Source organism: Chromobacterium fluminis (assembly GCF_011602385.1).
GTDB lineage: Bacteria > Pseudomonadota > Gammaproteobacteria > Burkholderiales > Chromobacteriaceae > Chromobacterium > Chromobacterium fluminis.
In genome coordinates, this window is record NZ_JAAOMA010000003.1 from 132,894 (window position 1) to 156,130 (window position 23,237).

Sequence of the window (23,237 nt, forward strand, 5' to 3'; positions counted from 1 at the left end):
TCAAGAAACTATGACCGATAACCTGTTCGCCAAGGAAACCATCCCCATCAGCCTCGAAGAGGAGATGCGCCGTTCCTATCTGGATTACGCGATGAGCGTGATCGTGGGTCGCGCCTTGCCTGATGTGCGAGATGGTCTGAAGCCGGTGCACCGTCGGGTGCTGTACGCCATGCACGAGCTGTCCAACGACTGGAACCGCGCGTACAAAAAATCGGCGCGTATCGTTGGCGACGTGATCGGTAAATACCACCCGCACGGCGATAGCGCGGTATACGACACCATCGTGCGCCTGGCGCAGGACTTTTCGCTGCGCTACCCCTTGGTGGATGGTCAGGGCAACTTCGGTTCGGTGGACGGCGACAACGCCGCCGCAATGCGTTACACCGAGATTCGCATGGCGCGCATCGCCCATGAGCTTCTGGCCGACATCGAGAAGGAAACCGTGGACTTCGGTCCCAACTACGACGGCTCCGAACACGAGCCGCTAATCCTTCCGGCCAAAATCCCCAATCTGCTGATCAACGGCTCCTCCGGCATTGCCGTGGGCATGGCCACCAATATTCCGCCGCACAACCTCAACGAGGTGGTGGATGCCTGCCTGGCCTTGCTGGCCAACAGCGAACTGACCATTGACGAGCTGATCGACATCATTCCGGCGCCGGACTTCCCCACCGCCGGCATTATCTACGGCACCGCCGGCGTCAAGGAAGGCTACCGCACCGGCCGCGGTCGCGTGATCATGCGCGCGCGCGTCCATTTCGAAGACATCGGCAAGGGCGACCGCCAGGCCATCATCGTCGACGAGATTCCGTATCAGGTGAACAAGGCGCGCCTGCTGGAGCGCATCGGCGAGCTGGTGCGCGACAAGCAGATCGAAGGCATTTCCGACCTGCGCGATGAATCCGACAAGTCCGGCATGCGCGTGGTGATCGAGCTTAAGCGCGGCGAAATGCCGGAAGTGGTGCTCAACCACCTGTACAAGCTGACCCAGCTGCAGGACAGCTTCGGCATCAATATGGTGGCGCTGGTGGACGGCCAGCCGCGCTTGCTGAACCTGAAGCAGATCCTGGTGGAGTTCCTGCGTCACCGCCGCGAAGTGGTGACCCGCAGGACCATCTTCGAACTGCGCAAGGCGCGCGAACGCGGCCACATCCTGGAAGGTCTGGCCGTCGCGCTGTCCAACGTTGATGAAATCATCGCGTTGATCAAGGCGTCGGAAACCCCGCCGCAAGCCAAGATCGCGCTGATGGGCCGCGAATGGCGCTCCCCGCTGGTGGAGGAAATGCTGTCCCGCGTCGATCAGGACAAGGCGCGTCCGGACGGACTGGCGGAAGAGTTCGGGCTCAAGGCCAGCGGCTACCGTTTGTCCGACGCCCAGGCCCAGGCCATTCTGGAAATGCGCTTGCAGCGCCTGACCGGCCTGGAGCAGGACAAGATCGTCGCTGAATACCGCGACATCATGGCGGTGATTCTGGATTTGCTGGACATCCTGGCCAAGCCGGAACGCATCAACCAGATCATCGGCGAGGAGCTTGCTGCCATCCGCGCCCAGTTCGGCGACGCGCGCCGCTCCGAGATTGAGCCTTTCGGCGGCGACATCAACATCGAGGATCTGATCACTCCGCAGGACATGGTGGTGACCATCTCCCACACCGGCTACATCAAGGCGCAGCCCATCGACGACTACAGCGCCCAGCGCCGCGGCGGTCGAGGCAAGCAGGCGGCGGCCACCAAGGACAACGATTTCATCGACACGCTGTTCGTGGCCAATACCCACGACTTCGTGCTGTGCTTCTCCAGCCGCGGCCGCTGCTACTGGCGCAAGGTCTACGACCTGCCGCAGGGCGGCCGCCAAAGCCGCGGCAAGCCCATGGTCAACGTGCTGCCGCTGGAAGAGGGCGAGAAGATCAACGCGCTGTTGCCGGTCAAGGAGTTCCGCGACGACCAGTACGTGTTCATGGCCACCGCCGACGGCACCGTGAAGAAGACGCCGTTGCGCGCCTTCTCCAAGCCGCGCGCGGCGGGCATCATCGCCATCAATCTGGACGAGGGCAACTACCTGGTAGGCGTGGCGCTGACCTGCGGCAAGAGCGTGGCGGGCCAGGGCGACGAGGATGACGAGGTCATCGTCGAAGAGGACATCGTAGTAGGCGAAGGCGAACTGATCGAGGACGGCCTGCCGGTCGAGGGCGATCAGGTGATGCTGTTCTCCGATGCCGGCAAATCGGTCCGCTTCAGCGAAAGCCAGGTGCGGCCGATGGGGCGTACTTCCAGAGGCGTTCGCGGCATGAGGCTGGGCGAAGGCCAGAAGCTGATTTCCCTGCTGGTGACCAATTCCGAAGACCAGATGGTGTTGACCGCCAGCAACGGCGGCTACGGCAAGCGCACCCGCACCGGCGATTTCCGCCTGACCAGTCGCGGCACCCAGGGCGTGATCGCCATGGATCTGACCGACAAGACCGGCCTCAAGCTGGTGGCCGCCAGCCTGGTGGAAGAAACCGACGACGTGATGCTGATCACCACCGGCGGCGTGCTGATCCGCACCAAGGTGGCCGAAGTGCGCGAAACCGGCCGTTCCGCTCAGGGTGTGCGCCTGATCAATCTGGACGAAGGCGAACAACTGATCGGCCTGGAGAAAGTGGCCGAGGGCGATAGCGACGACGAGACGGACACGCTGGAGGGCGAAGACGGCGTCGAGGCTGCGGACGAGGGCGGCGAGGCATGATTCCGACGCCGGCCAATTCCGAAGTGCTGGAGGCGATGAGCCAGCTTTTCGTCTCCTTTCCGCACTGTCGCACCCTGGGTTTCCAATACATCGGCACCGAGGGGCGCAAGCCCACCTTGAAGGTGGACTGGCGCGAGGATCTGGTCGGCAACCCGGTCACGGGCACGTTGCACGGCGGGGTGATCACCTCGCTGGTGGATACCTGCAGCGCGGTGGCGGTGATGGCGCATCTGCCTGAACTGGAAACCATCGCCACGCTGGATCTGCGCATCGACTACCTGAAGGCGGCCACGCCGGGAAAGCCCATCTTCTGCCGGGCGGAATGCTACCGCCTGGCCAGCCAGATCGCCTTTACCCGCGCCGTGTGTTATCACGAATCGCCCAGCGATCCGATCGCCCACGGCGTGGCTACCTTCATGCGGGAATCCAGCCGCACGCCGATGCTGCCGGAGGCCGCCGCATGAGCCGCTTCATGGAACGTTTCAACGCCTTGCGGGATCAAAAGGCCTATGGGCTCATCGTGGACGAGCTGCCCTACATCAAGTTGATGGGGGTGGAGTTGGGCGAGGACGATGCCGGCGAGTTGCTATTCCAGTTGCCGTTTGCCGAGCGCAACGTCGGCAATACGGCCCTGCCGGCGCTGCATGGCGGACTGATCGGCGGTTTTCTGGAAAGCGCGGCGATGCTGCATCTGATGTGGATCCGCGAATCGCAGGAAACGCCGAAGATCGTCGACTTCTCGCTGGACTATCTGCGCCCGGGCCGGCCGCAAACCCTGTACGCCAAGTGCGAGATCACCAAGCAGGGCAAGCGGGTGGCCAATGTGTTGATCGAAGCCTGGCAAGAAGACCGGCGAAAACCGGTTGCCGTGGCGAGAGCCCACTTCCTGCTCAGTCAGTAAACTATAACAAAGGCCCGGCGCTTAGCGATCGGGCCTTCGCATACCAAGGCCCGGAGTTCGCCGGTGCGGGCGCCAAGGGCCGTCAACGCAAATAGAGGATGAACATGGCCAAAGTGTACAACTTCTCCGCCGGCCCCGCCGTGCTGCCTCATCAGGTGCTGGCCGAAGCGCAAAGCGAAATGCTGGATTGGCACGGCTCCGGCATGTGCGTGATGGAAATGAGCCATCGCGGCAAGGAGTTCATGGAAATCATCCATGACGCCGAGCACGACCTGCGCGAGTTGATGGGCATTCCCGCCAACTACAAAGTGCTGTTCCTGCAGGGCGGCGCTTCGCTGCAGTTCGCCCAGGTGCCGCTTAACCTGCTGGGCGAGCGCGACAGCGTGGACATCGTCAATACCGGCCACTGGTCCAGGCTGGCGATTAAAGAGGCGCGTCGCTACGCCAAGGTGAATGTGGCGGCCAGCAGCGAGGACCGCAACTTCGCCTACGTGCCGGACGAAGCCGGCTGGCAGCGCGACCCCAAGGCGGCCTATCTGCATTACACCTCCAACGAGACCATAGGCGGCTTGCAATTTCCCTTCGTGCCGCAAAGTCTGCCGGACGTGCCGCTGGTTTGCGACATGTCCTCGGACTTCCTGTCGCGGGAAGTGGACGTCAGCCAGTTCGGCCTGATCTACGCCGGGGCGCAAAAGAACATCGGTCCGTCTGGCCTGGTGGTGCTGATTGTGCGCGAAGATCTGCTGGGCAAGGCCCGCGCCGACCTGCCCACCATGCTCAATTACCAGGTCCACGCCGACGCCGATTCGATGTACAACACCCCGCCCACCTTTCCGATCTACATCTCCGGCCTGGTGTTCAAATGGCTGAAGGAGCAAGGCGGGGTCAAATCCATCGCCACCCGGAACGAGGAGAAGGCCGGACTGCTCAATCATGTGATCGAGTCCAGCGAGGGCTTCTACTACACCCATATCGACGCGCCGTTCCGCTCGCGGATGAACGTGGTGTTCCGGCTCAAGGATGAAGGGCTAGAAGAAACCTTTCTGCTGGAAGCGCGCAAGAACGGCTTGATCCAGCTGAAAGGACACCGGGCGGTGGGCGGCATCCGCGCCTCCATCTACAATGCGATGCCGATAGAGGGTGTCAAATCGCTGGCCAACTTCATGCAGGACTTCGCCCGCATGCACGGCTGAGTTTTCGCCTCAGCGTCGTCAAAGCCCGCCGCCGGCGGGCTTTGTTTTTGTCCTGCTGGCGCGCGGCATGCCACGCTATGGTGGCGCTCCCATTTGAATGGTTTGAATCGAGCGAGGAGAAGGCGATGCATTGGCAAGTGAAAATCCTGTTATCGACGGTTTTGGCCATCTCCCTCCCCGCCGGCGCCGACAGCGGCCAAGCCTTATTGGCGGCGGCCGGTCGTGGAGACGCGCCTGAAGTGCGGCGCTTGTTGCGCGCGGGCGCGCCGGTGGATGCCCGCGATGCCCGCCAGCGCACGCCCTTGCTGCTGGCGACTTGGGGCAATCATCCGGAGGCGGCGCGTTTGTTGATGGAGGGCGGCGCGGATGTGAACGCCAAGGATAAGCAGCAGGACAGTCCCTATCTACTGGCCGGCGCCCAGGGCAGGAATGAGATTCTGGGCATGACGCTGCGGCACGGTGCGGACTTGGCCAGCACCAATCGTTATCAAGGCACGGCGTTGATCCCCGCCTGCGAACGAGGCCACGCGGAAGCGGCGCGGCAATTGATTGCCGCGGGGGTCAAGCTCGATCATGTCAATCGGCTGGGTTGGACCTGCTTGCTGGAAGTGGCGATTTTGGGAGCGGACAGCGCGCAGCATCGCGACATCGTCCGGCAACTGATCGCGGCCAAGGCGGATCTGAATCTGGCGGATCGCGACGGCGTAACCGCCTTGCAGCATGCGCGCCACCGGGGGCTGTCCGGCGTTGCCGCCTTGCTGGCGGAGGCGGGCGCTCGCTGAACGGCAGAACAAAATCACGCGATCCCGGTCTATTCCCATTTGCCAAGAGCAAGCCGCAGTTCGTCATTCTAGGAGTTGAACCATGAAATCCATCTTGTTCGCCATGCTGACCCTGAGCAGTGTCGTCGCGCTGGCCAAACCGCTGACCTTGCCGGAGATCCAGGCTGGTCGGCGTCAGGTCGTCAACTACGTTTGCGCCGGCGGCGCCAAGTTGACAGTCAAGTATTACAACGTCAAAAACGGGCAGAGTTTCGCGGTATTGCCGATCAAGGGCAAGACCATGTTGTTGAGCAATGTGGTGTCCGGTTCCGGCGCCAAATACGCAGCCGAGCAATACAGCTGGTGGACCAAGGGGCCGGAAGGCACATTGCGCGATGAAATCACCGACAAGGCCTTGCTGGACGACTGCAAGGAAAACCGTCGCTAAAGCGCCGGGCCGGAGCTAGACGCTGCCGCGCGCGCGGCGTCCAGCTCCGGACGCAGCAGAAACTCGCGCAGCGGCATCGGTCGCGCAAACAGGTAGCCTTGCAGCCAACCCACGTCCAAACGGGTCAGGTAGGCGCGCTGGGCTTCGGTCTCCACACCTTCCGCCACGATTTCCAGCTTCAATTTATGCGCCAGCTCGGCCACGCTGTCGACGATGTGGCTGGACGGCGCGTCCGCGCCGATGCTGGCGGTGAAGCTCTTGTCTATCTTGATGCAGTCCAGCGGCAACTGTTGTAGATAGATCAGGCTGGAGTGGCCGGTGCCAAAATCGTCTATCGCTATCTTCACGCCTAGTTCGCGCAGCCGCGCCAGCCGTGCGCAGGTCTCGGGAGTGGGCTCCACCATCTCTCTTTCCGTCAGTTCCAGCACCAGATTCAGTTCTCCAGGCGGGAAGTGGGCGAGAAACTGTCGGCAGTCGGCCAGTAAAGCGTCGTCGCGTAGATGGGCGGCGGTGATGTTGATGCCCAGGTGGAACTGCGTCGGCAGTCGGCTTCGTCCCAGAGTCCGCGCCAACTGGCGCATCATCTGCCGCGTCATAGGCACGATCATGCCGCAATCCTCGGCGCGGGGAATGAACAGGTCAGGCCGGATCAAGCCATCCCGCGGGTGTCGCCAGCGCATCAGCGCTTCCGCGCCTTGCCAGCCCAGCCCATCGGCACGCACCACGGGCTGTAAAAAGGGCTCGAACTCGCCGTTGTCCAGCGCGCGCTGCAGTTCGACGTTGGGCGAAGCCGGGCGGCTTAGCTGCCAGCGCAGCGCGGCAGCCAGCACCAGGCCCAGAGCCGTCATGCTGAGAAACACCAGTTCGTAGCTGCTGGCCATCTGGCGGTACAGGTCGCGGTGGTTGAAGCCGCTGATCAGGGTGTAGGGGTGGCGGGAGGAGGCGCGTTCTATCGTAATCAGGTCGAAGGGTGGGCTGGGGTTGGCGTGCACCGCGTGATCCGGCCCGATCCAGAGCGGTCCCACGCGCATGTAAACCGGACTGTAGTCGCTGGCCATGTCCAGGCTGAATTGCAGATGCACGCCGTCAATGGCGATGTAAATGGCCGTCGGCCCCGATTGTTTGCGATAAATGATCAGCGGACGGCCTGGGGTCAGCTCGTTGCCGGGCTTCAAGCGCAGCTCGGTTTCCGGGCGCGGTTTGTCCGGCGACGAGATCTGTCTGTGGTAGACGCCGAACAGCGAGGAACAATAGAGAATGCCGCCGCGCTCCAGTGTGACGCTGCGGATGAAGGGCACGATGGTGACTTGTTTGCGCAGTGCCTGTTCTATTTGCGGGCATGGCTGCTTGGTAAGCGGGGCTACGGTGTCGGCGGCCTGAGCCGCGTAGTCCAGCATCAAGTCCAGCATGCTTTCCGCTTGGCCTGTTTGCAGGGTGGCCTGCTGTCGCAGCCGGTTGCTTTCCTGCCAATAGACGATGGGGGTGATGACGGCCAGCGGCAGCAGCGCGGCGACACCGATCAACAGCCAGCGGCTGATGCGGGCGGGCAGGGTTAGGCGGCGGGACATCATGGCGCGAATGGGGGAGTCGGCATGGTTCATGATATACGAGGGCCGCCGCCGTTGCCGGGAGGGCTAGCGTTCAGCCGCTTCCGCTTGCGACAGGTAGGTCAGGCTTAGCAGGATGAAGCCGATAAAGGCGTAGGCCTTCATCTGGCCGTTCCACTGGCTGGCCCACATGGCGAAGTATTCGCCGCCTATCACCGCAAAGCCGGTGTACCAGACCAGCAGCGCCGGAATGCAGCCCAGCGTGAATAGCGTCTTGCCTCGCAGATAAGCCTTCTCGCATCCGCATAGCGCGCCGCGCAGCATGGCGCCGCCTCCCCAGGCGCAGATCAGACCGAAGGCCAGCTCGCCGGCGATGATGGCCAGATAGGCGGCTTGCTGCCAGCCGGGATGGGTGATGGCGCGTCCCTTCAGCGCCTGGCCGTTAAACCAGGGTTCCATGCTGTCCATGGCCAGCACGTGGCGGACGAACTGCCAGTTGCTATCGTAGTCCAGGAGGTTGCCGCTGGCGGCCAAGAGGCCGAACAGGGCGATGGAAAGCGCGAGCAGGCTTTTGAAGCATTGCTGGGCGCGGCGCAGGGTTGGCAGTTGCATGGGATTTCCTTATTGAAGGGGCAGGGGCGATTGTGCCAGCCCGGGTCCGGGCTGTGAATGGCGGGGCGGCGCGCGAAAAAAACCCCGCCGGAGCGGGGTTGGGATCGCGGGCGGGCAGCGCTCAGAACCAGCGGTTGTAACGTTTGATGTAGATGGTTTTCACCGTCTGGGCCAGTGCTATATAGCCGAGCATGGTGGCCAGCAACCACCAGAAGTAGCTGAGGTCCAGCTTGACGAAGCCTATGCTCTCCGCCAGCGGCGAGAACGGCAGGTAGCAGCCGATGGCGATGGCCAGCGTGGTGGACAGCAGGACCGGCAGCGAGGCGGTGCTTTGCAGGAAGGGGATTTTGCGCGTGCGCAGCATGTGTACCACCAGAGTCTGCGACACCAGGCTTTCAATGAACCAGCCGGAGTGCATGATGCTGGCGCCGCCGTCGCTGACACCGTGCGGTTGGCCTGCGTAGTAGGCCGCGCCGGCGCCGAACACCGTCCACATCAGAGCATAGGTGGTGATGTCGAATACCGAGGAGGTGGGGCCTATCCACAGCATGAAGCGCTTGATGTTGTTGGCTTCCCATTTGCGCGGCTTTTTCAGGAAGTCGGGATCCATCTTGTCCCAGGGCAGCGCCATCTGCGACACGTCGTAGATCAGGTTCAGGATCAAGAGGTGCATCGCCAGCATCGGTTCCCACGGCAGCCAGGCCGAGGCCACCAGCACCGAGAACACATTGCCGAAGTTGGAACTGGCAGTCATGTTCAGGTACTTGAGGATGTTGCCGAAGGTTTCCCGGCCCTTGATCACGCCTTCTTCCAGCACCATCAGGCTCTTTTCCAGCAAGATGATGTCGGCGGTCTCCTTGGCGATGTCCGCGCCGCTATCCACCGAGATGCCGACGTCGGCGTCGCGCAGCGCCGGCGCGTCGTTGATGCCGTCGCCGAGGAAGCCGACGGTATGGCCGTTGGCCTGCAGGGCCTTGACCACCCGCGACTTCTGCAGTGGGGTCAGCTTGGCGAAGATAGTGGTGTGTTTTACCGCGCTGCACAGTGCCACATCGTCCATCGCCTCGATGTCTTTGCCGACCAAGGGCACGCCGGGACTGAGGCCGACGTCGCGGCACACTTTGGCGGTGATGATGGGGTTGTCGCCGGTCAGGACTTTGACCGCCACGCCGTATTCCTTCAGCGCGCGGATAGCCGGCGCGGCGGAGTCCTTCGGTGGGTCGAGGAAGGTCAGGAAGCCGCGCACCACCAATTGGGCCTCGTCATTGGTTTTGTAGTTGCGCTTGGCTTCTTCGGCCGGAATGTCGCGGGTGGCGACCAGCAGCACGCGGTAGCCCTCGGCGTTGTAATCCTGGCTGCGTTTGAGCAGGGCGGCGCGCTCCTCGGTGGTCAGCGGTTTGATCTGTTCGCCGTCCTGCACATGGCTGGAGACGGCCAGCATTTCTTCCACCGCGCCCTTGGAGATCATCAACTGGCGGCCGCGCTGGTTTTCCACGATCACCGACAGCCGGCGGCGCACGAAATCGAACGGCATTTCGTCCACCTTGTCGTAGCCGCTGGGCTTGACGCGGTTGCCCAGTTCGTCGGCATGTTCCACCACGGCAATATCCATCAGGTTCTTCATGCCGCTCTGGTGGAAGCTGTTTAGCCAGGCCAGTTGCAGCACGCCCTCGTCTTTGAGCCCATGGATATTGTAATGGTGTTCCAGGATGATCTTGTCCTGGGTCAGGGTGCCGGTCTTGTCGGTGCACAGCACGTCCATTGCGCCGAAGTTCTGCACAGAGTTCAGGCGTTTGACCACAACCTTGCGCCGCGCCATCGCCACCGCGCCCTTGGCCAGGTTGGCGGACACGATCATGGGCAGCATTTCCGGGGTCAGGCCCACGGCCACCGCCAGCGCGAAGGTGAGGGCGGACATCCAGTCGCCCTTGGTCAGACCGTTGATCATGAACACCACGGGCACCATCACCAGCATGAAGCGGATTAGCAGCCAGGATACGCTGCTGACGCCGCGGTCGAAGCTGGTTTCCACGCGCTTGTGGCTGACCACGTTGCGGGCCAGCGAGCCGAAGTAGGTATCGGTGCCGGTGGCCACCACGATGGCGGAAGCCTTGCCGCTGACCACGTTGGTGCCCATGAAGCAGACATTGGGCAGATCAAGCAGATCGGCATCGCCGTTGGCCTGGCCATTGGCCGATTTCTCGGCCACCGCGCCCAGAGTGTCGTACTTTTCCACCGGCAGTGCTTCGCCGGTCAACACGGCCTGGCTGATGAACAGATCGCGGGATTCGATCAGTTTGATGTCGGCCGGGATCATGTCGCCGGCTTGCAGGTGGACGATATCGCCGACCACCAGCTCGCTCATCCCGATTTCCTGACGGATTGGGCTGCTGCCGTTGGCCGGACGTCGTTGCACGGTGGCGGTGTTGCGCACCAGCGATTTCAGCTTTTCCGCCGCCCTGGCGGAACGGAACTCCTGCCAGAAGCGCAGCAGGCCGCTGATGCTGACCATGGTCAGCAGGATGATGATGCCGGTCCACTCTTGGTCGCCCGGAGCGGCGAAATAGACGTCGGTGAAATAGCTGATGGCGGCTAGCACCATCAGGACGACGACAAAGGGGTTTTTGAAGGCTTGCGCGAGTTGAATCAGCGGGTGCGGCGCCTTGTCGTGGGCCACTTCGTTGGGGCCGAACTGGGCGTAGCGCTGATGCGCCTCCGCCATGGTCAGGCCGTCTTGGTGGCCGCGTACGCGTTGCAGGGTTTCTTCTACGGAGCTGTCGGCTTCCTGTACTGCGCGGATGACCGGTTTTTCCTGTTTTGCGCTAGGGGTAGCGACATAGCCTTTCAGCTTGTGTCGGCTGCTAGTGTGTTTCGTCATTGTTTCGTCTCCTGCGCGCGTGTCCCGCGCAGTGCGGCCGTGGCTGTTTAGGCCGGCCGGGTATCTGGCGGACGCAGCACGGGGGGTGTTGCGGGTGTTCTGGGTTCGAGGTTGGCGCCCGCCTGCGTTGTTGTCTGTGTGTGCAGGGCGGGCGGTCGCGGGTAACTGTCGTCGGTCATGGTGTTTCCTTATGAGAAATGGAAGCTTGAAAATCCCGCGCCGCCACGGATGAGCGGAGGCCGGCGCGGGACGATGAATCAGGGTTGAGCCAGCGGGCGGACCCCGGCGGACCACTCTGGCCGGACCTGACCGGGCAAGATGTCCAACCGGACTCGGGCCAGCGGCAGGTTGCCGAGCCTTTGCATGATGGCCTCGAGAAAGTGCATGGAGGCGTCGCCGCGGGAGCGGAACTCCGTGGCCAGCATCCAGTTGGCGGGCGCGCCGGAGGCCTGGCACTCGCCAACCAGCAGGGTTTCGTTCCAGCTGGACACTTTCAGTCCGTGCCCCTGCGCGGCGGCACGGATTTCCCGGCGAGCGGCCTTGACCGCTTGCGTGGGGCAGATGACCGACAGTTGGTAACGCTGCGGCCGGATGTTGTGGCGGATGATGTCGTTCATGGCGATCTCCTTGCGATCCGGCTTCCGTCGCGTTTAGACGTGCCGGTCCCTGCCTTACGGCATGCAATGACAGGGTTGTGTTTGACGGTGACGAGGCGCGCGAGCCTATCTCGCCGCCGTCAGGCGGGGGAGATCAGGCGGTGCGGGCGGCCTCGGGTCTGCAAGATCGGGGTTCCGGTTCTTCAGACATGGCTGGCCTTTCTTGGCGAAGAGGGTTGAACGGCGCGCAACAGCGCGGCGGGCATTGATCGAATGTTCAGGCGCTGGCCGCCCAGCGACGGGGCGTCGCCCGCGTCTCCGGTTTGCGGCGACCCCAGCGCACGCGATGGATTTCCGGCATTTTGCTCAGGCGCAAGGCCATTTCGTTGAAGGCGCGGCGAAGGGCCACCGGGCAATCCAGCCGTACGCTCAGGCAGGCTTGTCCTGCGGCGGGGGCGGGCGTAATGGTGACGTGGGTCGCCGCCAGGCCCAGGGTGTGCATTTCCCAGAATAATTGCTTGCGCAGCGCGGTAATCACCGGAATGTCGCAAGTCACATTCAGATGGCAGCTGGTTTCGTCTTGGCGTTTGCTTGGGGTGCGCGCGAGATAATTAAATAACCAAGCCAGTTTATTGTGGCGCATATTTCACTCCCTCATTTTCATTTTGAAAATGCGACAGACAGCATTATTCCCTTTCTGTGTTTTATAGACGCAGAAATGAAAATATATTCAATGGTCGATTGCGATGGTCGGCGGCGGCTAATTGGCCGGTCCCGCTGTCGCAATAAGGGAGAGGCTCAGATCAGCAATACGCCAAAGGCCGGCGCGGTCGCGGTTCAGGGTCTTCAATCAACATCAGAACCTCCTGCTGGCTGGCAGCGTTTGCGTTTCAAGGATGCGCGGATTTGTCCGCGCCCGGAAATAGGGCTGCTTAGTGCGCCAAGTGGGCCCGTTGGGCCAGCAAAAAGGCGCGATTGGGCACGCGCGGGCGCTGTGCATGGCGCGCCCAGTGAACTCGGTTTACCTGCGGCAGCTGGCAAAAATGCGCGGCAAGCTGGTTCAGGCAACGGCTGGCCGCGTCGGGGCAGGCGAACAGCACGCTCAAACAGGCCAGGTCGTTATCGCCGGCGGTCAGGGCAATGCGTTCCACTTCCAGGCCGCGGGCGTGCAGCTGTTTGGCTGCTTGCACGCGCAGCATGGTCAGGTCCGCATGGACGCAAAAAATATTCAACTGGTAAACGGCGGCCGGGGCGGTGGTTTTGCCTGGGCGCAGCAAGGCTGCCAGTTTGGTGATCAAGCGCATGATGATTCCTCCCGTTGGCGATGCAAGGAGGACGCGACGAAGATCCGAAGGCAAACGCCGTCAAAGGGAATCCGTGCGCAATCAGGCGGTAAATCGCCCGCGCGGCGCGAATCTGGGGATGTCTGAAATGGGCGGCCGTTTGGCCTGGGCTCCGGCTCGCACTGGGCTGCGCTATGGGCGCGCCGCTGATGTGCGTTGTTGCCGAATTTTTAGACACCACACCCTGTCATTGCAGGATGTGGCAGAGAAAAGGTTCTGCTAAATCCTGCAAGACGGCGTTGCGATACAAGATCGACTACTTCCGTCGTTGTCCACGATGAACCTTTGCAGTATTTGAGATGCCCGGAGTATAGGGGGCTTTGAGAGGATAGGCAATCCTTAATCAGACTTTTTTACATTTTTGTGTGCGCCGCAACACTAAATAAGCCGTGAGCATGGAGGGGAATGAAAAGAAGAGCCGCATTGCCTTAAGCAAGGCGGCCCATGTTGGAGAAATTCTCCGGCTTTGATTGGTTAATTAATATCACGCCTTTAATCGGCGCCGTAAGCGTAAGGCCCGCCTTTTTCCAGCGCGGCTCGATAAGCCGGGCGCGCGTGGATGCGTTGAAGGAAGTCCAGCGCATTCGGATGCTCTTGGGTCAGGAAGCCGCGTGCGCGGGCCGCCTCCAGCGGAAAACTCATCTGGATGTCGGCGGCGCTGAAGACGGGGCCGGCAAACCAGCCGCTGCGTGCCAGGCTGCGGTCGGCGTGATTCAACAGCGCTTCCAACTGAGGCTGCAGGTAGGCGCGGCGGACGCCGGCGGCCAGTTTGCGCGCCAGCGGCCGCAGCAGCCAGGGCACCGGCGGCAGGTCCAAGCGCGAGAGCACCAGGCTCATCACCAGCGGCGGCATCAGCGAGCCTTCGGCGTGGTGCAGCCAAAACAGGTAATCGCTGTGTTCCGGCGCGGCTGAGGCGGGTTTGAGCCGGCCGGAGCCGTAAGTGTCCACCAGGTATTCGACGATGGCGCCGGACTCGGCCAAGGTCAGTTCGCCGTCGCTGATCACCGGCGACTTGCCCAGCGGATGTAGCGCCTTGAGTTCCGGCGGAGCAAGCAGGGTGTGCGGATCGCGCTGGTAGTGTTGAATTCGGTAGTGAAGATTCAACTCCTCCAGCAGCCAGAGCACGCGTTGCGAGCGGGAGTTGTTCAAGTGGTGGACGGTAATCATGGGCGGGTTCTCCCTTGTGTTCGAGCGCTGAATAGAGGGTGGTGAGTGTTTGACTTGGGGTGCGTCGAAAAAACAGGAGCCATCCAGCAAGCAGGCCTTACTGAGTTTGGGTGGACAGGCGTAAAAATGCCTGATTACCCGGCCATGGTCGAGTGCTGTTGGTCAAGGCGAGGATATTGCCCCGCCTGTTGATTGACCGTGTTCCAACGCAAGGCTTGGCATTGGCTGTCAGCCGCAGCCTTTCGTCGCTCGACGAACCCGGTGGATGTTTCCGTTTAGATGGGGAGCCGGCTGCCGGCCTTGACTTCGCGCAGCGCCAGGCTGGAATGGATGGAGTGCAGGCCCGGCGTGCGGCGCAACACGGTTTCGATGAAGTCGCTGTACGCGTCCAGATTGGGCGCGACGACTTGCAGCAGATAGTCGGCGTCGCCGGTGATTTTGTGGCAGGACAGAACTTCCGGGCGTTCTCGCATCTGATCTTCAAAGCGGTTGGGGGCGTCATCGGCGTGTTCTCCGAAGCAGAGTCGGACGAAGGCCAGCACGTCGTAGCCCAGTTTGCGGCGGTCCAGATTGGCCTGGTAGTCCTTGATGTAGCCGGCTTCCTCCAGTCGCTTCAACCGACGCCAGCATGGAGTGACGCTGAGGGATAGCCGTTCGGCCAGCTTGGGATTGGACATGGCGCCATCCTGTTGCAATAGCCTTAGAAGGGTTAGATCCGTTTCATCAAGTGAATTTTTAAGTCTATTCATACTCAATTATCGCCAATATCGTTGATTTCTTGCTCCAGATTAGCGCCCAAGACGGGGTAAAAGCAAAACTATTCCAGCGGCCGCGGCGCATACTGGGGCTTTCCTTATTTAATCGAAAAGCAAACAAGGAGGGTTGACGATGCTGACGATTTACAGCGACGCGCATCATCTGCATCACGGTTGCGAGTTGAAGGATGGGGTGTTGATGCCTTGTTTTGAGCAGCCGGGGCGGGCGGACACCATCTTGGCGCGCGTGAGGGCGACGGGCTTGGGCCCGGTGGCCGCGCCGGGCGAATACGACAGCGTTCGCTACGCCCGGGTTCACAGCCCGCGCTATGTTCGTTTTTTGGAGCGGGCCTGGGATGAGTGGACGGCGATCGGGCGCAGCCATGACGCGCTGCCGTTGATTTGGCCGGTGCGCGATTTGCGAGGCGATATCGAACCGGAGTTTATCGACGGCAAATTGGGTTTTTACGCGATGGACGCCGGGGTGGCGATCACCGCGGGGACCTGGAAGGCGGCGCGCGCCAGCGCCAACGTGGCCTTGACTGGAATGGACGCTTTGCTGGCGGGGGAGGGAAGCGCCTTCGCCTTGTGCAGGCCGCCCGGCCACCACGCGGCGGCCGAGTATATGGGCGGCTATTGCTATTTGAACAATGCGGCGATCGCCGCGCAGTCCTGTCTGGACGGCGGCGCCGGCAAGGTGGCGTTGCTGGATGTGGATTATCATCATGGCAACGGCGGGCAGAGCATTTTCTACCAGCGCGACGACGTGATGTTCCTGTCCCTGCACGGCGACCCCAAATATTCCTATCCGTATTTTTCCGGCCATCGCGACGAAACCGGCGCCGGCGCCGGCCTGGGCTTCAATCACAATTACCCGCTGCCGCACGGCACCGGCTGGCCGGCGTATGGCGAGGCCTTGGACCATGCTTGCGGTCAGATAGCCGCCTATGCGCCGGACGCGCTGGTAGTGTCGCTGGGCGTGGACACCTTCAAGGATGATCCGATCAGCCAGTTCCGCCTGGAAAGCGAGGACTTTCTGCGTCTGGGGGCGCGCATCGCCAAACTGGATCTGCCGACGTTGTTTGTGATGGAAGGGGGGTATATGGTGGACGATATCGGCATCAACGCGGTGAATGTGCTGACGGGCTTTCAGGCGGGCGGCGTTGGAGTTTGACCTGAGTCAGCCCGGCCGCGAATAAAACGCCGGGCCGCCGGCTGGCAAGCCGAACTTGTGAAAAAAATGTAAAAAGCATAGAGTGGCGGGTGTAAAATTGCTTACACCCGACAACTTCAGAGTTATTTCTCATGAAAAGCGGCCATCCCGACTCCGCAGATCGAAGCCCCAGCGCGTTTTATCAGCATTTTTCGCCCAACCTGCCACTGGCGGGCAAACGCCATATCAAATGGCGGCTCAGCGCTCGTCAAGAGGAAGTCTTGCTGCATGCGGCACTGATCGCCTGTATCGCGCTGGTGGGGTTGTTCGCCTATCTACGCCACTAAGCATCCGTTCAAAGGAATCCGTTCAAAGTCTGCTGCGCTTCGAGAGACGTGGCACGGCGAGCGCCGGCATCCGGAATGCTCGTGCGCCCCTAGTACATTCCGCTTATTCAGCCGCCACGCTTTGGCTCGCGAGACTTTGGACACGCTCTAAGGCCCACCGGCAAATCCTTGATCCTGCGTTGCGCATCGCGAGGCGGGGCGGGTTTTGAACGGCGTCTAGGCTGGCTGCGCCTGTTCCGCGAGATCGATTTCGCGTCGCAGCTGTTTCAGCGTCGGCGTCACGATGGCGATGAAGCTGGCCTCGCGCAGCCGGCGTTGCGCCGGGCTCGACAGCAAATAGCCGGCGGCGCCGGCGTGCAACTGGGCCGACATCGCCGCGCGCAGGCACAGTTCGCTGACCTCGGCGCGCAGCCGCAACACGCGCGTCGGCGCGGCCTGGCCTGCTTCTGCCAGCGGCGCCAACGTTTTGGCCTCGCGCCACAGCGCGGCCAGTTCCGCCGCCAACTCATCATAAGAATGTTCCAGCCAGCGGTTTTGTTCGCCGTCGCGTCGGTTGGCGGCCTGGATGTCGTCCAGACAACCCTGCACGATGCCAAGACCAACCGCCGCCTGCGCCAGTACAAAGCCGGGGCGCACGCGTCGGATGAAGCCGACGAAGGCCGCCGGTTCCACCAGCACGCGCTCCGAAGGAAGCAATACCTGATCCAGCTTCACGCACAAGGTGCGGGTGCCGCTCATGCCGGCGATGGGCGGGCCGGCGTTCAGCTGTACCCCCGGGGCATCGCAGTCCGCGAGGAAAACCAGTTTGCCGCCGTCGGCGCTGGCCGCCGCCGCGGCAAACAGGTGGCCGGCACCTAGGTTGGACACCCACGGCAGTTCGCCGCTGATTCGATAACCCTGCGGGCAGAGTTCGGCGCGCAAGCGCATGGCTTCCAGGCCGGCCAGGTGTTTGATGGCGTTGGACAGGCCGGGGCCGCCCAGGCGGCGGCCGGCGGCCAGATCGGCTCTCTCTGCGCTCAATTCCGCCTGCGGCGCGGCATGGCGCAGCAAGTAAACGCAGGCGCTTTGGCACCAGGCAAGGAAGGCGGTGCTGCCGCATACCGCGCCCACTTCGGCGATAGCGGCCATCTGCGTGGCCAGGCCCAGGCCGCTGCCGCCTTGCTCGGCGGGCAGCAGGGCGGCGTAGGCGCCGTCTTCGCCCAGGCCGCGCAGCATGGCTTGGGGGTAGAGCGCTTCTTGGTCGATGGCGGCCGCCTGCGGCGCCAATTGTTGACGCACGCGCAGATCAATGCGGCGCAGCAGGGCTAAGGATTCGGCTTGGTGCATGGCGCTGGGCAAGGGTTGGTTGATAAATCAGCGGCATTTTGGGCGCGATGGCCGTCGCTGTCCATGCCTACAGCATGTCGTCTGTCCGCATGGGGCGCGCGCGGCGGAACTTGACGGCATTCCATGGCTCTATCCTGATTCGTTCCTCCTTAGAACCTGTTTACGATCTGCAACGCGTCGTGGAGCGTTACACGGTGAGTACGTCTTCAAAATGCTCATGTACCGTGTGTACATTCCGCTTTCTCAGCTGTTTTCGTCTTGTCTCGCCTTAGCTCGCAAGACCGTAAACACGTTCTAAGGGGGTTGCTATCGCAAGCAATGGACCACGCAAATTAAGGGAGAAGAGCGCGGATGCAATACTCGACGCAAATCGGTTTAATCCTGATCGGGCTGAGCCTAGCCGCCGGCGCGACGGCGCTGACGCTGGATGTTAAGGGCGCGGCGTCCGCTCCCGCCGCCGCGGACCCGGGCTGGAGCCGCGGCTACGATAGCCAACGTTTCAACCAGCCTCCGTCCGAGCAAGCGCAGAGGCAAGCCGAGCAGGCGCTGCGCGACAAGCAACAGCCCAAGACGCCCATCGATTGCCAAAGCCACCCCGGCTACGCATATTGCCCGCCTTTGAACGCCAAAACTCTGCCGGCGCCGGCAGCCGGCGTCAGATAGCGCCGGGGCCGGCCGCCGGATAAAACGACCGGTCAGGCGCCGCCGCGCGCCGCAACGCGGTACACTGCCGGGCATTGAACCCAAACAGCGGCCGGCATGCGCATTCTTCATACCTCAGACTGGCACTTGGGCCAGCATTTCATCGGCAAAACCCGCCTGGCGGAACACCAGGCCTTCATTCATTGGCTGCTGGAGCAGGCGGAAAGCCATCAGGCCGACGCCGTGCTGGTGGCCGGGGACATCTTCGACACCGGCGCGCCGCCCAGCTATGCGCGCGAGCTCTACAACGGCCTGATCGCCGAGGCTCACCGCGCCGGCGTGCAGCTGGTGCTGTTGGGAGGCAACCACGATTCCGTGGCCACGCTGGCGGAAAGCCGCGCGCTGCTGTCCTATCTGTCCGCTTGCGTGGTGCCGGCCCTCAGCGAAGACCCCGCCGAACAGGTCTTGATCCTCAAACGCCGAGACGGCGAACCGGGCGCATTACTGTGCGCGCTGCCCTATATCCGTCCGCGCGACGTGCTACGCAGCCAAGCCGGCCAGAGCGCGGAGCAAAAGCAGCAATCCTTGCAGGACGCCATCCGCGAACGCTACCAACAGGTGTACGAGCAAGCACTCCTCCTGCGCGAGCGGCTGGGCCGGCCGCTGCCCGTCATCGCCAGCGGCCATCTGACCACGGTGGGCGCCAGCGCCAGCGAATCCGTTCGCGAAATCTACGTCGGCGCGCTGGAGGCCTTCCCCAGCAACGCCTTCCCGCCGGCCGACTACATCGCCCTCGGCCATATCCACCGGCCGCAGAAAGTGGGCGGCCACGAACATATTCGTTACAGCGGCTCTCCCATCCCACTGAGCTTCGACGAAGCCGGCCAGGGCAAAGAGGTGCTCTTGGTGGAGCTGGATGCCCAGGGCTTGCACGGCGTCACGCCGCTGGCCGTGCCTTGCTTCCAACCCTTGCGCTCGGTGCGCGGCAGCCTGGCGCAGCTGCCGGCGCTGTTGGCGGAGGCGGCTGAAGCCGGCGCCGCCGAACGGCCGGTGTGGCTGGAAGTCGTGGTCAGCGCCGACGACTACCTGAGCGATCTCTTCGCCCGCGCGCAGGCGATGTGCGCGGAACTACCGCTGGAGCTGTTGCGGGTGAGGCGCGAACGCGGGCAGGCCACCTCAGGGCTAGCTTCTACCGCCGGCGAAACCCTGGCAGAACTGACGCCGCTGGAGGTGTTCGAACGCCGGCTGGCGTTGGAAACCCTTGATCCGCCGTTGCAGGAGCAATTGCGCTTGCGCTACCGCGAAATCCTTGCCGCGCTGAAGGAGGAACGGGCATGAAGATCTTGACCCTGCGCCTGAAAAACCTTAATTCGCTGCAAGGGGAGTGGAGGCTGGACTTCAGCGCCGAACCCTTCGCCGGCAGCGGGCTGTTCGCCATCACCGGCCCCACCGGCGCCGGCAAATCCACCTTGCTGGACGCCATTTGCCTGGCGCTTTACCACAAGACGCCGCGGTTGGACGCCGTGACCCAGGGCAGCAACGACATCATGAGCCGGCACACCGCGGACTGTTTGGCGGAGGTGGAGTTTGAAGTCAAAGGCCGGCGTTACCGCGCCTTCTGGAGCCAGCGCCGCGCGCGCGACAAGCCGGACGGCGCGCTGCAGGCGCCCAAGGTGGAGCTGGCGGAAGCCGACGGCGAGATCCTCAGCAGCCAGGTTGCGGACAAGCTCAAGCGCATCGAAGCCATCACCGGCCTGGATTACGAGCGCTTCACCAAATCCATGCTGTTGGCGCAAGGCGGCTTTGCCGTCTTCCTCAATGCCGACGCGAACGCGCGGGCCGAATTGCTGGAGGAACTGACCGGCAGCGAAATCTACGGGTTGATCTCGCAACAAGTGTTCGAACGCGCCCGCGATGCTCGTCAAACCCTGGAGCAATGGCAGGCGCGCGCCGACGGCGTGGAACTCTTGGCGCCGGAGCAGCGCGAGGAGATGGAAGCGAGGCTGGCCGAGCTGGGCGCGGCCTCGCGCCAGGCGCAGGCGGATTGGGAACAGGCGCGCAAGCATTGGCAGTGGCGCGAAGCTCTTGAGCAGGCGCGGCGCCAGAGCGCGGACGCCGACGGCGAATGGCGGGAAGCCTGCGAGCGCGAAGCGCAGGCGGAGCCGGAGCTGGCGCGTTTGCGTCGCGACGAACCCGCGCGGCGCATCCAGCCGCAGTGGCGCGAAATGGAACAGGCGCGGGCGGAACTGCGGCGTCTGGATGCGGAGAGCCAGGCGCTGCGGCAAGAACAAGCGGCGTTGAACACGGACTGGCAGGCCGGCCACTGGCGAGCCTTGAGCCAGGCCCGTCGGTTGGAGCGGACGGAAGGCGCGCGTCTGGACGCGCTCAAGGCCGTGGCGGATGAGCAAGAGGCCGCCGCCCGGCGCCTGGGGCATCACGCTCGCCTGGGCGAACTGCTGGAACGCTGGCGCGCCGGCTTCGAACAACAGGAGCGCTTGCGCCAACAGCGCGATGGCTGCGCCGCGCGCATTGCGGAATGGGACGCGCAAATGCTGCGTCAGCGGCAGGACCTGGCGGCCTTGAGCGCGGAAGTCGAGGCGCAGGAGCGGCGCGGTCTCGAGGTCGAAGCGGAGCTGCGGCGGGCGGAAGAGAGCGGGCGCGCGGCGCTGGACGGCCGCAGCCTGGCCGAATGGCGCGAGCAATGGCAGCTCACGCTCCGGCAAACCACGGTTTTGCGCGGCCTGGCGACGTTGGCCGCCGAACTGACGCCGCTGGAAGCGCGGCTGGCCGGCCGGCGCGAGGAGAGGGCGGCGCTGGAAGCCGAACATGTCCGCCATGACGCGGACTTGCAGCGGCTGCGCGCCGATTATCGACAGGCGCAGGAGCAAGCGGCGGACAAACGTCGCTTGCTGGAACAGGAGCGGCGCATTCTCAGCCTGGAGCAGCACCGGGCCGCTTTGCGGCCGGGCGAACCCTGCCCGCTGTGCGGCGCCAGCGAGCACCCAGCGGTGGCCGCTTATCAGGCCTTGGACATCGGCGCCGCCGAGACGGCGTTGAACGCCAAGGAGGCCGCGCTTGAAGCCTTGCGCGAACAAGGTCAGCAGGCCGCGGCGCAACTGGCGCGAGACGAAGCGCGACTGCGGCAGTTGGATGAATCGACGGAACAGGGGCAAGCGCGCCGCGAAGCCCTGGCCGCGCAATGGCTGAGCGAGGGCGCGCCCTGGGAACTGGCGGACGGGGACTGGCGCGGGCCCAGGCTGGAACAAATCAGCCAGAATGCCGAGCGGCTGCAACAGCGGCAGGAAAGCGCGTTGCGCGCCGCGGAGCAGGCCGAGGCGGCGCTGGAACAGGCGCGCGGGGACGCACGGCGTCAGAGCGAGGCCGTTCAGGCGCTGGGCCAGAAGCGGGCGCTGCAACAACAAGGCCTGCAGAACCTGGAACAAAGCCTGCAAACGCTGCGAGACGAGCTTGCGCAGCGCGAGGCCGAGTTGCGGGAACAGGCCGGCGGGCGCGACGCCGACATCGCCGCCGCCGGTTTCGTTGCGCCGGAATCCGGGCGGGAGGCCGGCTGGCTGGAACAGCGCGTCGCCGACTGGCAAGCCTGGAAAGATTTGGAGCAGGCCCGCCGGCAAGGGGAGGCAGATGCGAAGGCCCAGGCCGCCGCGCATCGGTTGGCCGGCGAACGCGTTGCGGATTGGGAGGCGCGTTGGCGGCAACTGGAGCTGCCGGACGGCGCGCCGCCGCAGGAGGACGGCGACGTCGAGGCCGCTTGGCTGGCCGCCGTCGCGGATTGCGAGGAGCTGGCGCGGAGCTTGGCCCGGAACCGGGGCGCGCTGGAACGGACGGAAAGCGACGCCGCGCGCCAGCGGCAACGCGCGGAGGAAGCGGAGCAGGCTTGGGCCAGGACCTTGGACGCCAGCCCGTTTGCGGACGCCGCCGCCTTCCTGGCGGCGGCCTTGCCGGAGGCCGAGCGCGAGCGTCTGAGCGCGTTGAACCGACAACTGGAACAGGAGCGGCTGCGCGCGGCGGCGTTGCGGCAGCAGGCAGCGGAACGGCTGGAAACGCTGGAGCGGGAAAGCGCTTCAGACCAGCCGGAGCCGGAACTGCGCCAGCGAATGGAGGCGCTGGACGCCGAGCGGCAAGGCCTGGCCGGCGAGGACGGGGCCTTGCGCGCCTTGCTGAACAACGATGCCGCGCGCCGCGAAGGCCAGCGAGAGCTGTTTGCCCGCATCGACGGCCTGCGCGACGAGGCGGATGTCTGGCAGCGGCTGAACGGCTTGATCGGCTCCGCCGCCGGCGACAAATACCGCCGCTTTGCTCAAGGCCTGACGTTGGAGCATCTGGTCGCGCTGGCCAACCGCCATTTGAGCCGGCTGCATGGCCGCTATTGGCTGCGCCGCCGCGCAGACGGTGAGTTGGAGCTGGAAATTGTAGACAGCTGGCAGGCTGATGCCGCGCGGGACACCCGAACCCTCTCCGGCGGGGAAAGTTTCCTGGTCAGCCTGGCGCTGGCACTGGCGCTATCCGACCTGGCCAGTCACAAAACCTCGATCGATTCCCTGTTTCTGGACGAAGGCTTCGGCACCCTGGACGGCGAAACGCTGGAACTGGCGCTGGATGCTTTGGACGCGCTCAATGCCGGCGGCAAAACCATAGGCGTGATCAGCCATGTGGAGGCGCTGAAGGAGCGCATCCCGGTGCAGATCCGGGTCAGCCGCGCGGGCGGCGCCGGTTGCTCCGTGCTGGCGGTAAGCGGCTGAGAACCTGTTCATGGTCTGCTTCGCGCAGAACGCCTTGCCTCGCTCTTGCTCGCGAGAGCATAAAGGCGTTCTATTGGGCAGAT

20 protein-coding genes are annotated in these 23,237 nt (G+C 63.6%); 11 read left to right on the forward strand and 9 right to left on the reverse strand.

The window, feature by feature from the left end; genetic code table 11:
- Positions 1-10: 10 nt before the first annotated feature.
- From gyrA to HA052_RS03505, 6 genes are all read left to right on the forward strand, one after another.
- Entirely contained in the window at positions 11-2,725 is a 2,715-nt protein-coding gene (gene gyrA / locus HA052_RS03480; protein ID WP_166450778.1) for a DNA gyrase subunit A, read from the forward strand.
- A complete protein-coding gene (locus HA052_RS03485) occupies positions 2,722-3,189 on the forward strand; it encodes a PaaI family thioesterase (protein WP_166450779.1) in 468 nt (155 codons plus the stop codon). Before gyrA ends, HA052_RS03485 begins: the two co-directional genes overlap by 4 nt.
- The gene (locus HA052_RS03490) at positions 3,186-3,626 is read left to right on the forward strand and encodes a PaaI family thioesterase (protein WP_166450780.1); all 441 of its coding nucleotides are present in this window, start codon (positions 3,186-3,188) and stop codon (positions 3,624-3,626) included. Before HA052_RS03485 ends, HA052_RS03490 begins: the two co-directional genes overlap by 4 nt.
- 104 nt (positions 3,627-3,730) lie before the next feature.
- Positions 3,731-4,819, forward strand: coding sequence for a 3-phosphoserine/phosphohydroxythreonine transaminase (gene serC, locus HA052_RS03495; RefSeq protein ID WP_166450781.1), 1,089 nt, complete (start codon positions 3,731-3,733; stop codon positions 4,817-4,819).
- Positions 4,820-4,944: 125 nt separating this feature from the next.
- Positions 4,945-5,601, forward strand: coding sequence for an ankyrin repeat domain-containing protein (locus tag HA052_RS03500; RefSeq protein ID WP_206118758.1), 657 nt, complete (start codon positions 4,945-4,947; stop codon positions 5,599-5,601).
- An 82-nt stretch (positions 5,602-5,683) separates the two neighbouring features.
- Complete coding sequence (locus tag HA052_RS03505; RefSeq protein WP_166450783.1) at positions 5,684-6,028, forward strand: MliC family protein; 345 nt, start codon at positions 5,684-5,686, stop codon at positions 6,026-6,028.
- Here the strand turns inward: HA052_RS03505 and HA052_RS03510 are convergent.
- From HA052_RS03510 to HA052_RS03545, 8 genes are all read right to left on the reverse strand, one after another.
- On the reverse strand, positions 6,025-7,629 hold the full coding sequence (locus HA052_RS03510; RefSeq protein ID WP_166450784.1) for an EAL domain-containing protein: 1,605 nt from the start codon (positions 7,627-7,629) through the stop codon (positions 6,025-6,027). The two genes, HA052_RS03505 and HA052_RS03510, sit on opposite strands and share 4 nt — an antisense overlap.
- Positions 7,630-7,662: 33 nt before the next feature.
- A complete protein-coding gene (locus tag HA052_RS03515) occupies positions 7,663-8,187 on the reverse strand; it encodes a DUF2165 family protein (RefSeq protein WP_166450785.1) in 525 nt (174 codons plus the stop codon).
- Positions 8,188-8,308: 121 nt separating this feature from the next.
- Positions 8,309-11,065 (reverse strand): magnesium-translocating P-type ATPase, encoded by a 2,757-nt coding sequence (gene mgtA / locus HA052_RS03520; protein WP_166450786.1) that lies wholly within the window; start codon positions 11,063-11,065, stop codon positions 8,309-8,311.
- A 257-nt stretch (positions 11,066-11,322) separates the two neighbouring features.
- Positions 11,323-11,682: a hypothetical protein gene (locus HA052_RS03525; RefSeq protein ID WP_081544694.1), complete on the reverse strand. Its 360-nt coding sequence runs from the start codon at positions 11,680-11,682 to the stop codon at positions 11,323-11,325.
- Positions 11,683-11,938: 256 nt separating this feature from the next.
- On the reverse strand, positions 11,939-12,304 hold the full coding sequence (locus tag HA052_RS03530; protein WP_166450787.1) for a hypothetical protein: 366 nt from the start codon (positions 12,302-12,304) through the stop codon (positions 11,939-11,941).
- Between the two features lie 289 nt (positions 12,305-12,593).
- On the reverse strand, positions 12,594-12,965 hold the full coding sequence (locus HA052_RS03535) for a hypothetical protein (RefSeq protein WP_107732269.1): 372 nt from the start codon (positions 12,963-12,965) through the stop codon (positions 12,594-12,596).
- Between the two features lie 531 nt (positions 12,966-13,496).
- Complete coding sequence (locus tag HA052_RS03540; protein WP_166450788.1) at positions 13,497-14,171, reverse strand: glutathione S-transferase family protein; 675 nt, start codon at positions 14,169-14,171, stop codon at positions 13,497-13,499.
- 275 nt (positions 14,172-14,446) lie between these two features.
- The gene (locus HA052_RS03545; protein ID WP_277345059.1) at positions 14,447-14,920 is read right to left on the reverse strand and encodes an Lrp/AsnC family transcriptional regulator; all 474 of its coding nucleotides are present in this window, start codon (positions 14,918-14,920) and stop codon (positions 14,447-14,449) included.
- Between the two features lie 139 nt (positions 14,921-15,059).
- Here HA052_RS03545 and HA052_RS03550 point away from each other — a divergent pair, with 139 nt between their 5' ends.
- Together HA052_RS03550 and HA052_RS03555 are read left to right on the forward strand one after the other, a co-directional pair.
- A complete protein-coding gene (locus HA052_RS03550) occupies positions 15,060-16,100 on the forward strand; it encodes a histone deacetylase family protein (RefSeq protein WP_166450790.1) in 1,041 nt (346 codons plus the stop codon).
- 131 nt (positions 16,101-16,231) lie between these two features.
- Complete coding sequence (locus HA052_RS03555; RefSeq protein ID WP_166450791.1) at positions 16,232-16,426, forward strand: hypothetical protein; 195 nt, start codon at positions 16,232-16,234, stop codon at positions 16,424-16,426.
- 216 nt (positions 16,427-16,642) lie between these two features.
- Here the strand turns inward: HA052_RS03555 and HA052_RS03560 are convergent, their stop codons facing one another.
- Positions 16,643-17,752, reverse strand: coding sequence for an acyl-CoA dehydrogenase family protein (locus HA052_RS03560; RefSeq protein ID WP_141111058.1), 1,110 nt, complete (start codon positions 17,750-17,752; stop codon positions 16,643-16,645).
- A 351-nt stretch (positions 17,753-18,103) separates the two neighbouring features.
- Between HA052_RS03560 and HA052_RS03565 the strand changes: the two genes are divergently transcribed.
- The 3 genes from HA052_RS03565 to sbcC all read left to right on the forward strand — a co-directional run bounded on the left by HA052_RS03565 (position 18,104) and on the right by sbcC (position 23,154).
- Positions 18,104-18,415, forward strand: coding sequence for a hypothetical protein (locus tag HA052_RS03565; RefSeq protein ID WP_166450792.1), 312 nt, complete (start codon positions 18,104-18,106; stop codon positions 18,413-18,415).
- A gap of 96 nt (positions 18,416-18,511) precedes the next feature.
- Positions 18,512-19,732 (forward strand): exonuclease subunit SbcD, encoded by a 1,221-nt coding sequence (sbcD, locus tag HA052_RS03570; protein ID WP_166450793.1) that lies wholly within the window; start codon positions 18,512-18,514, stop codon positions 19,730-19,732.
- Positions 19,729-23,154: an exonuclease subunit SbcC gene (sbcC, locus tag HA052_RS03575; RefSeq protein WP_166450794.1), complete on the forward strand. Its 3,426-nt coding sequence runs from the start codon at positions 19,729-19,731 to the stop codon at positions 23,152-23,154. The genes sbcD and sbcC overlap by 4 nt, the downstream gene beginning before the upstream one ends.
- Positions 23,155-23,237: the final 83 nt, after the last annotated feature.

Excerpts from the sequence above, each read along its gene's own strand:
- HA052_RS03540 (WP_166450788.1), bottom strand. The coding sequence starts at position 14,171 with ATGATTACCGTCCACCACTTGAACAACTCCCGCTCGCAACGCGTGCTC.
- HA052_RS03565 (WP_166450792.1), top strand. The coding sequence starts at position 18,104 with ATGCAATACTCGACGCAAATCGGTTTAATCCTGATCGGGCTGAGCCTA.
- gyrA (WP_166450778.1), top strand. The coding sequence starts at position 11 with ATGACCGATAACCTGTTCGCCAAGGAAACCATCCCCATCAGCCTCGAA.
- HA052_RS03560 (WP_141111058.1), bottom strand. The coding sequence starts at position 17,752 with ATGCACCAAGCCGAATCCTTAGCCCTGCTGCGCCGCATTGATCTGCGC.
- HA052_RS03535 (WP_107732269.1), bottom strand. The coding sequence starts at position 12,965 with ATGCGCTTGATCACCAAACTGGCAGCCTTGCTGCGCCCAGGCAAAACC.
- HA052_RS03515 (WP_166450785.1), bottom strand. The coding sequence starts at position 8,187 with ATGCAACTGCCAACCCTGCGCCGCGCCCAGCAATGCTTCAAAAGCCTG.
- sbcC (WP_166450794.1), top strand. The coding sequence starts at position 19,729 with ATGAAGATCTTGACCCTGCGCCTGAAAAACCTTAATTCGCTGCAAGGG.
- HA052_RS03550 (WP_166450790.1), top strand. The coding sequence starts at position 15,060 with ATGCTGACGATTTACAGCGACGCGCATCATCTGCATCACGGTTGCGAG.
- HA052_RS03545 (WP_277345059.1), bottom strand. The coding sequence starts at position 14,920 with ATGAATAGACTTAAAAATTCACTTGATGAAACGGATCTAACCCTTCTA.
- HA052_RS03485 (WP_166450779.1), top strand. The coding sequence starts at position 2,722 with ATGATTCCGACGCCGGCCAATTCCGAAGTGCTGGAGGCGATGAGCCAG.
- HA052_RS03500 (WP_206118758.1), top strand. The coding sequence starts at position 4,945 with ATGCATTGGCAAGTGAAAATCCTGTTATCGACGGTTTTGGCCATCTCC.
- HA052_RS03530 (WP_166450787.1), bottom strand. The coding sequence starts at position 12,304 with ATGCGCCACAATAAACTGGCTTGGTTATTTAATTATCTCGCGCGCACC.
- HA052_RS03525 (WP_081544694.1), bottom strand. The coding sequence starts at position 11,682 with ATGAACGACATCATCCGCCACAACATCCGGCCGCAGCGTTACCAACTG.
- mgtA (WP_166450786.1), bottom strand. The coding sequence starts at position 11,065 with ATGACGAAACACACTAGCAGCCGACACAAGCTGAAAGGCTATGTCGCT.
- HA052_RS03510 (WP_166450784.1), bottom strand. The coding sequence starts at position 7,629 with ATGAACCATGCCGACTCCCCCATTCGCGCCATGATGTCCCGCCGCCTA.
- sbcD (WP_166450793.1), top strand. The coding sequence starts at position 18,512 with ATGCGCATTCTTCATACCTCAGACTGGCACTTGGGCCAGCATTTCATC.
- HA052_RS03555 (WP_166450791.1), top strand. The coding sequence starts at position 16,232 with ATGAAAAGCGGCCATCCCGACTCCGCAGATCGAAGCCCCAGCGCGTTT.
- HA052_RS03490 (WP_166450780.1), top strand. The coding sequence starts at position 3,186 with ATGAGCCGCTTCATGGAACGTTTCAACGCCTTGCGGGATCAAAAGGCC.
- serC (WP_166450781.1), top strand. The coding sequence starts at position 3,731 with ATGGCCAAAGTGTACAACTTCTCCGCCGGCCCCGCCGTGCTGCCTCAT.
- HA052_RS03505 (WP_166450783.1), top strand. The coding sequence starts at position 5,684 with ATGAAATCCATCTTGTTCGCCATGCTGACCCTGAGCAGTGTCGTCGCG.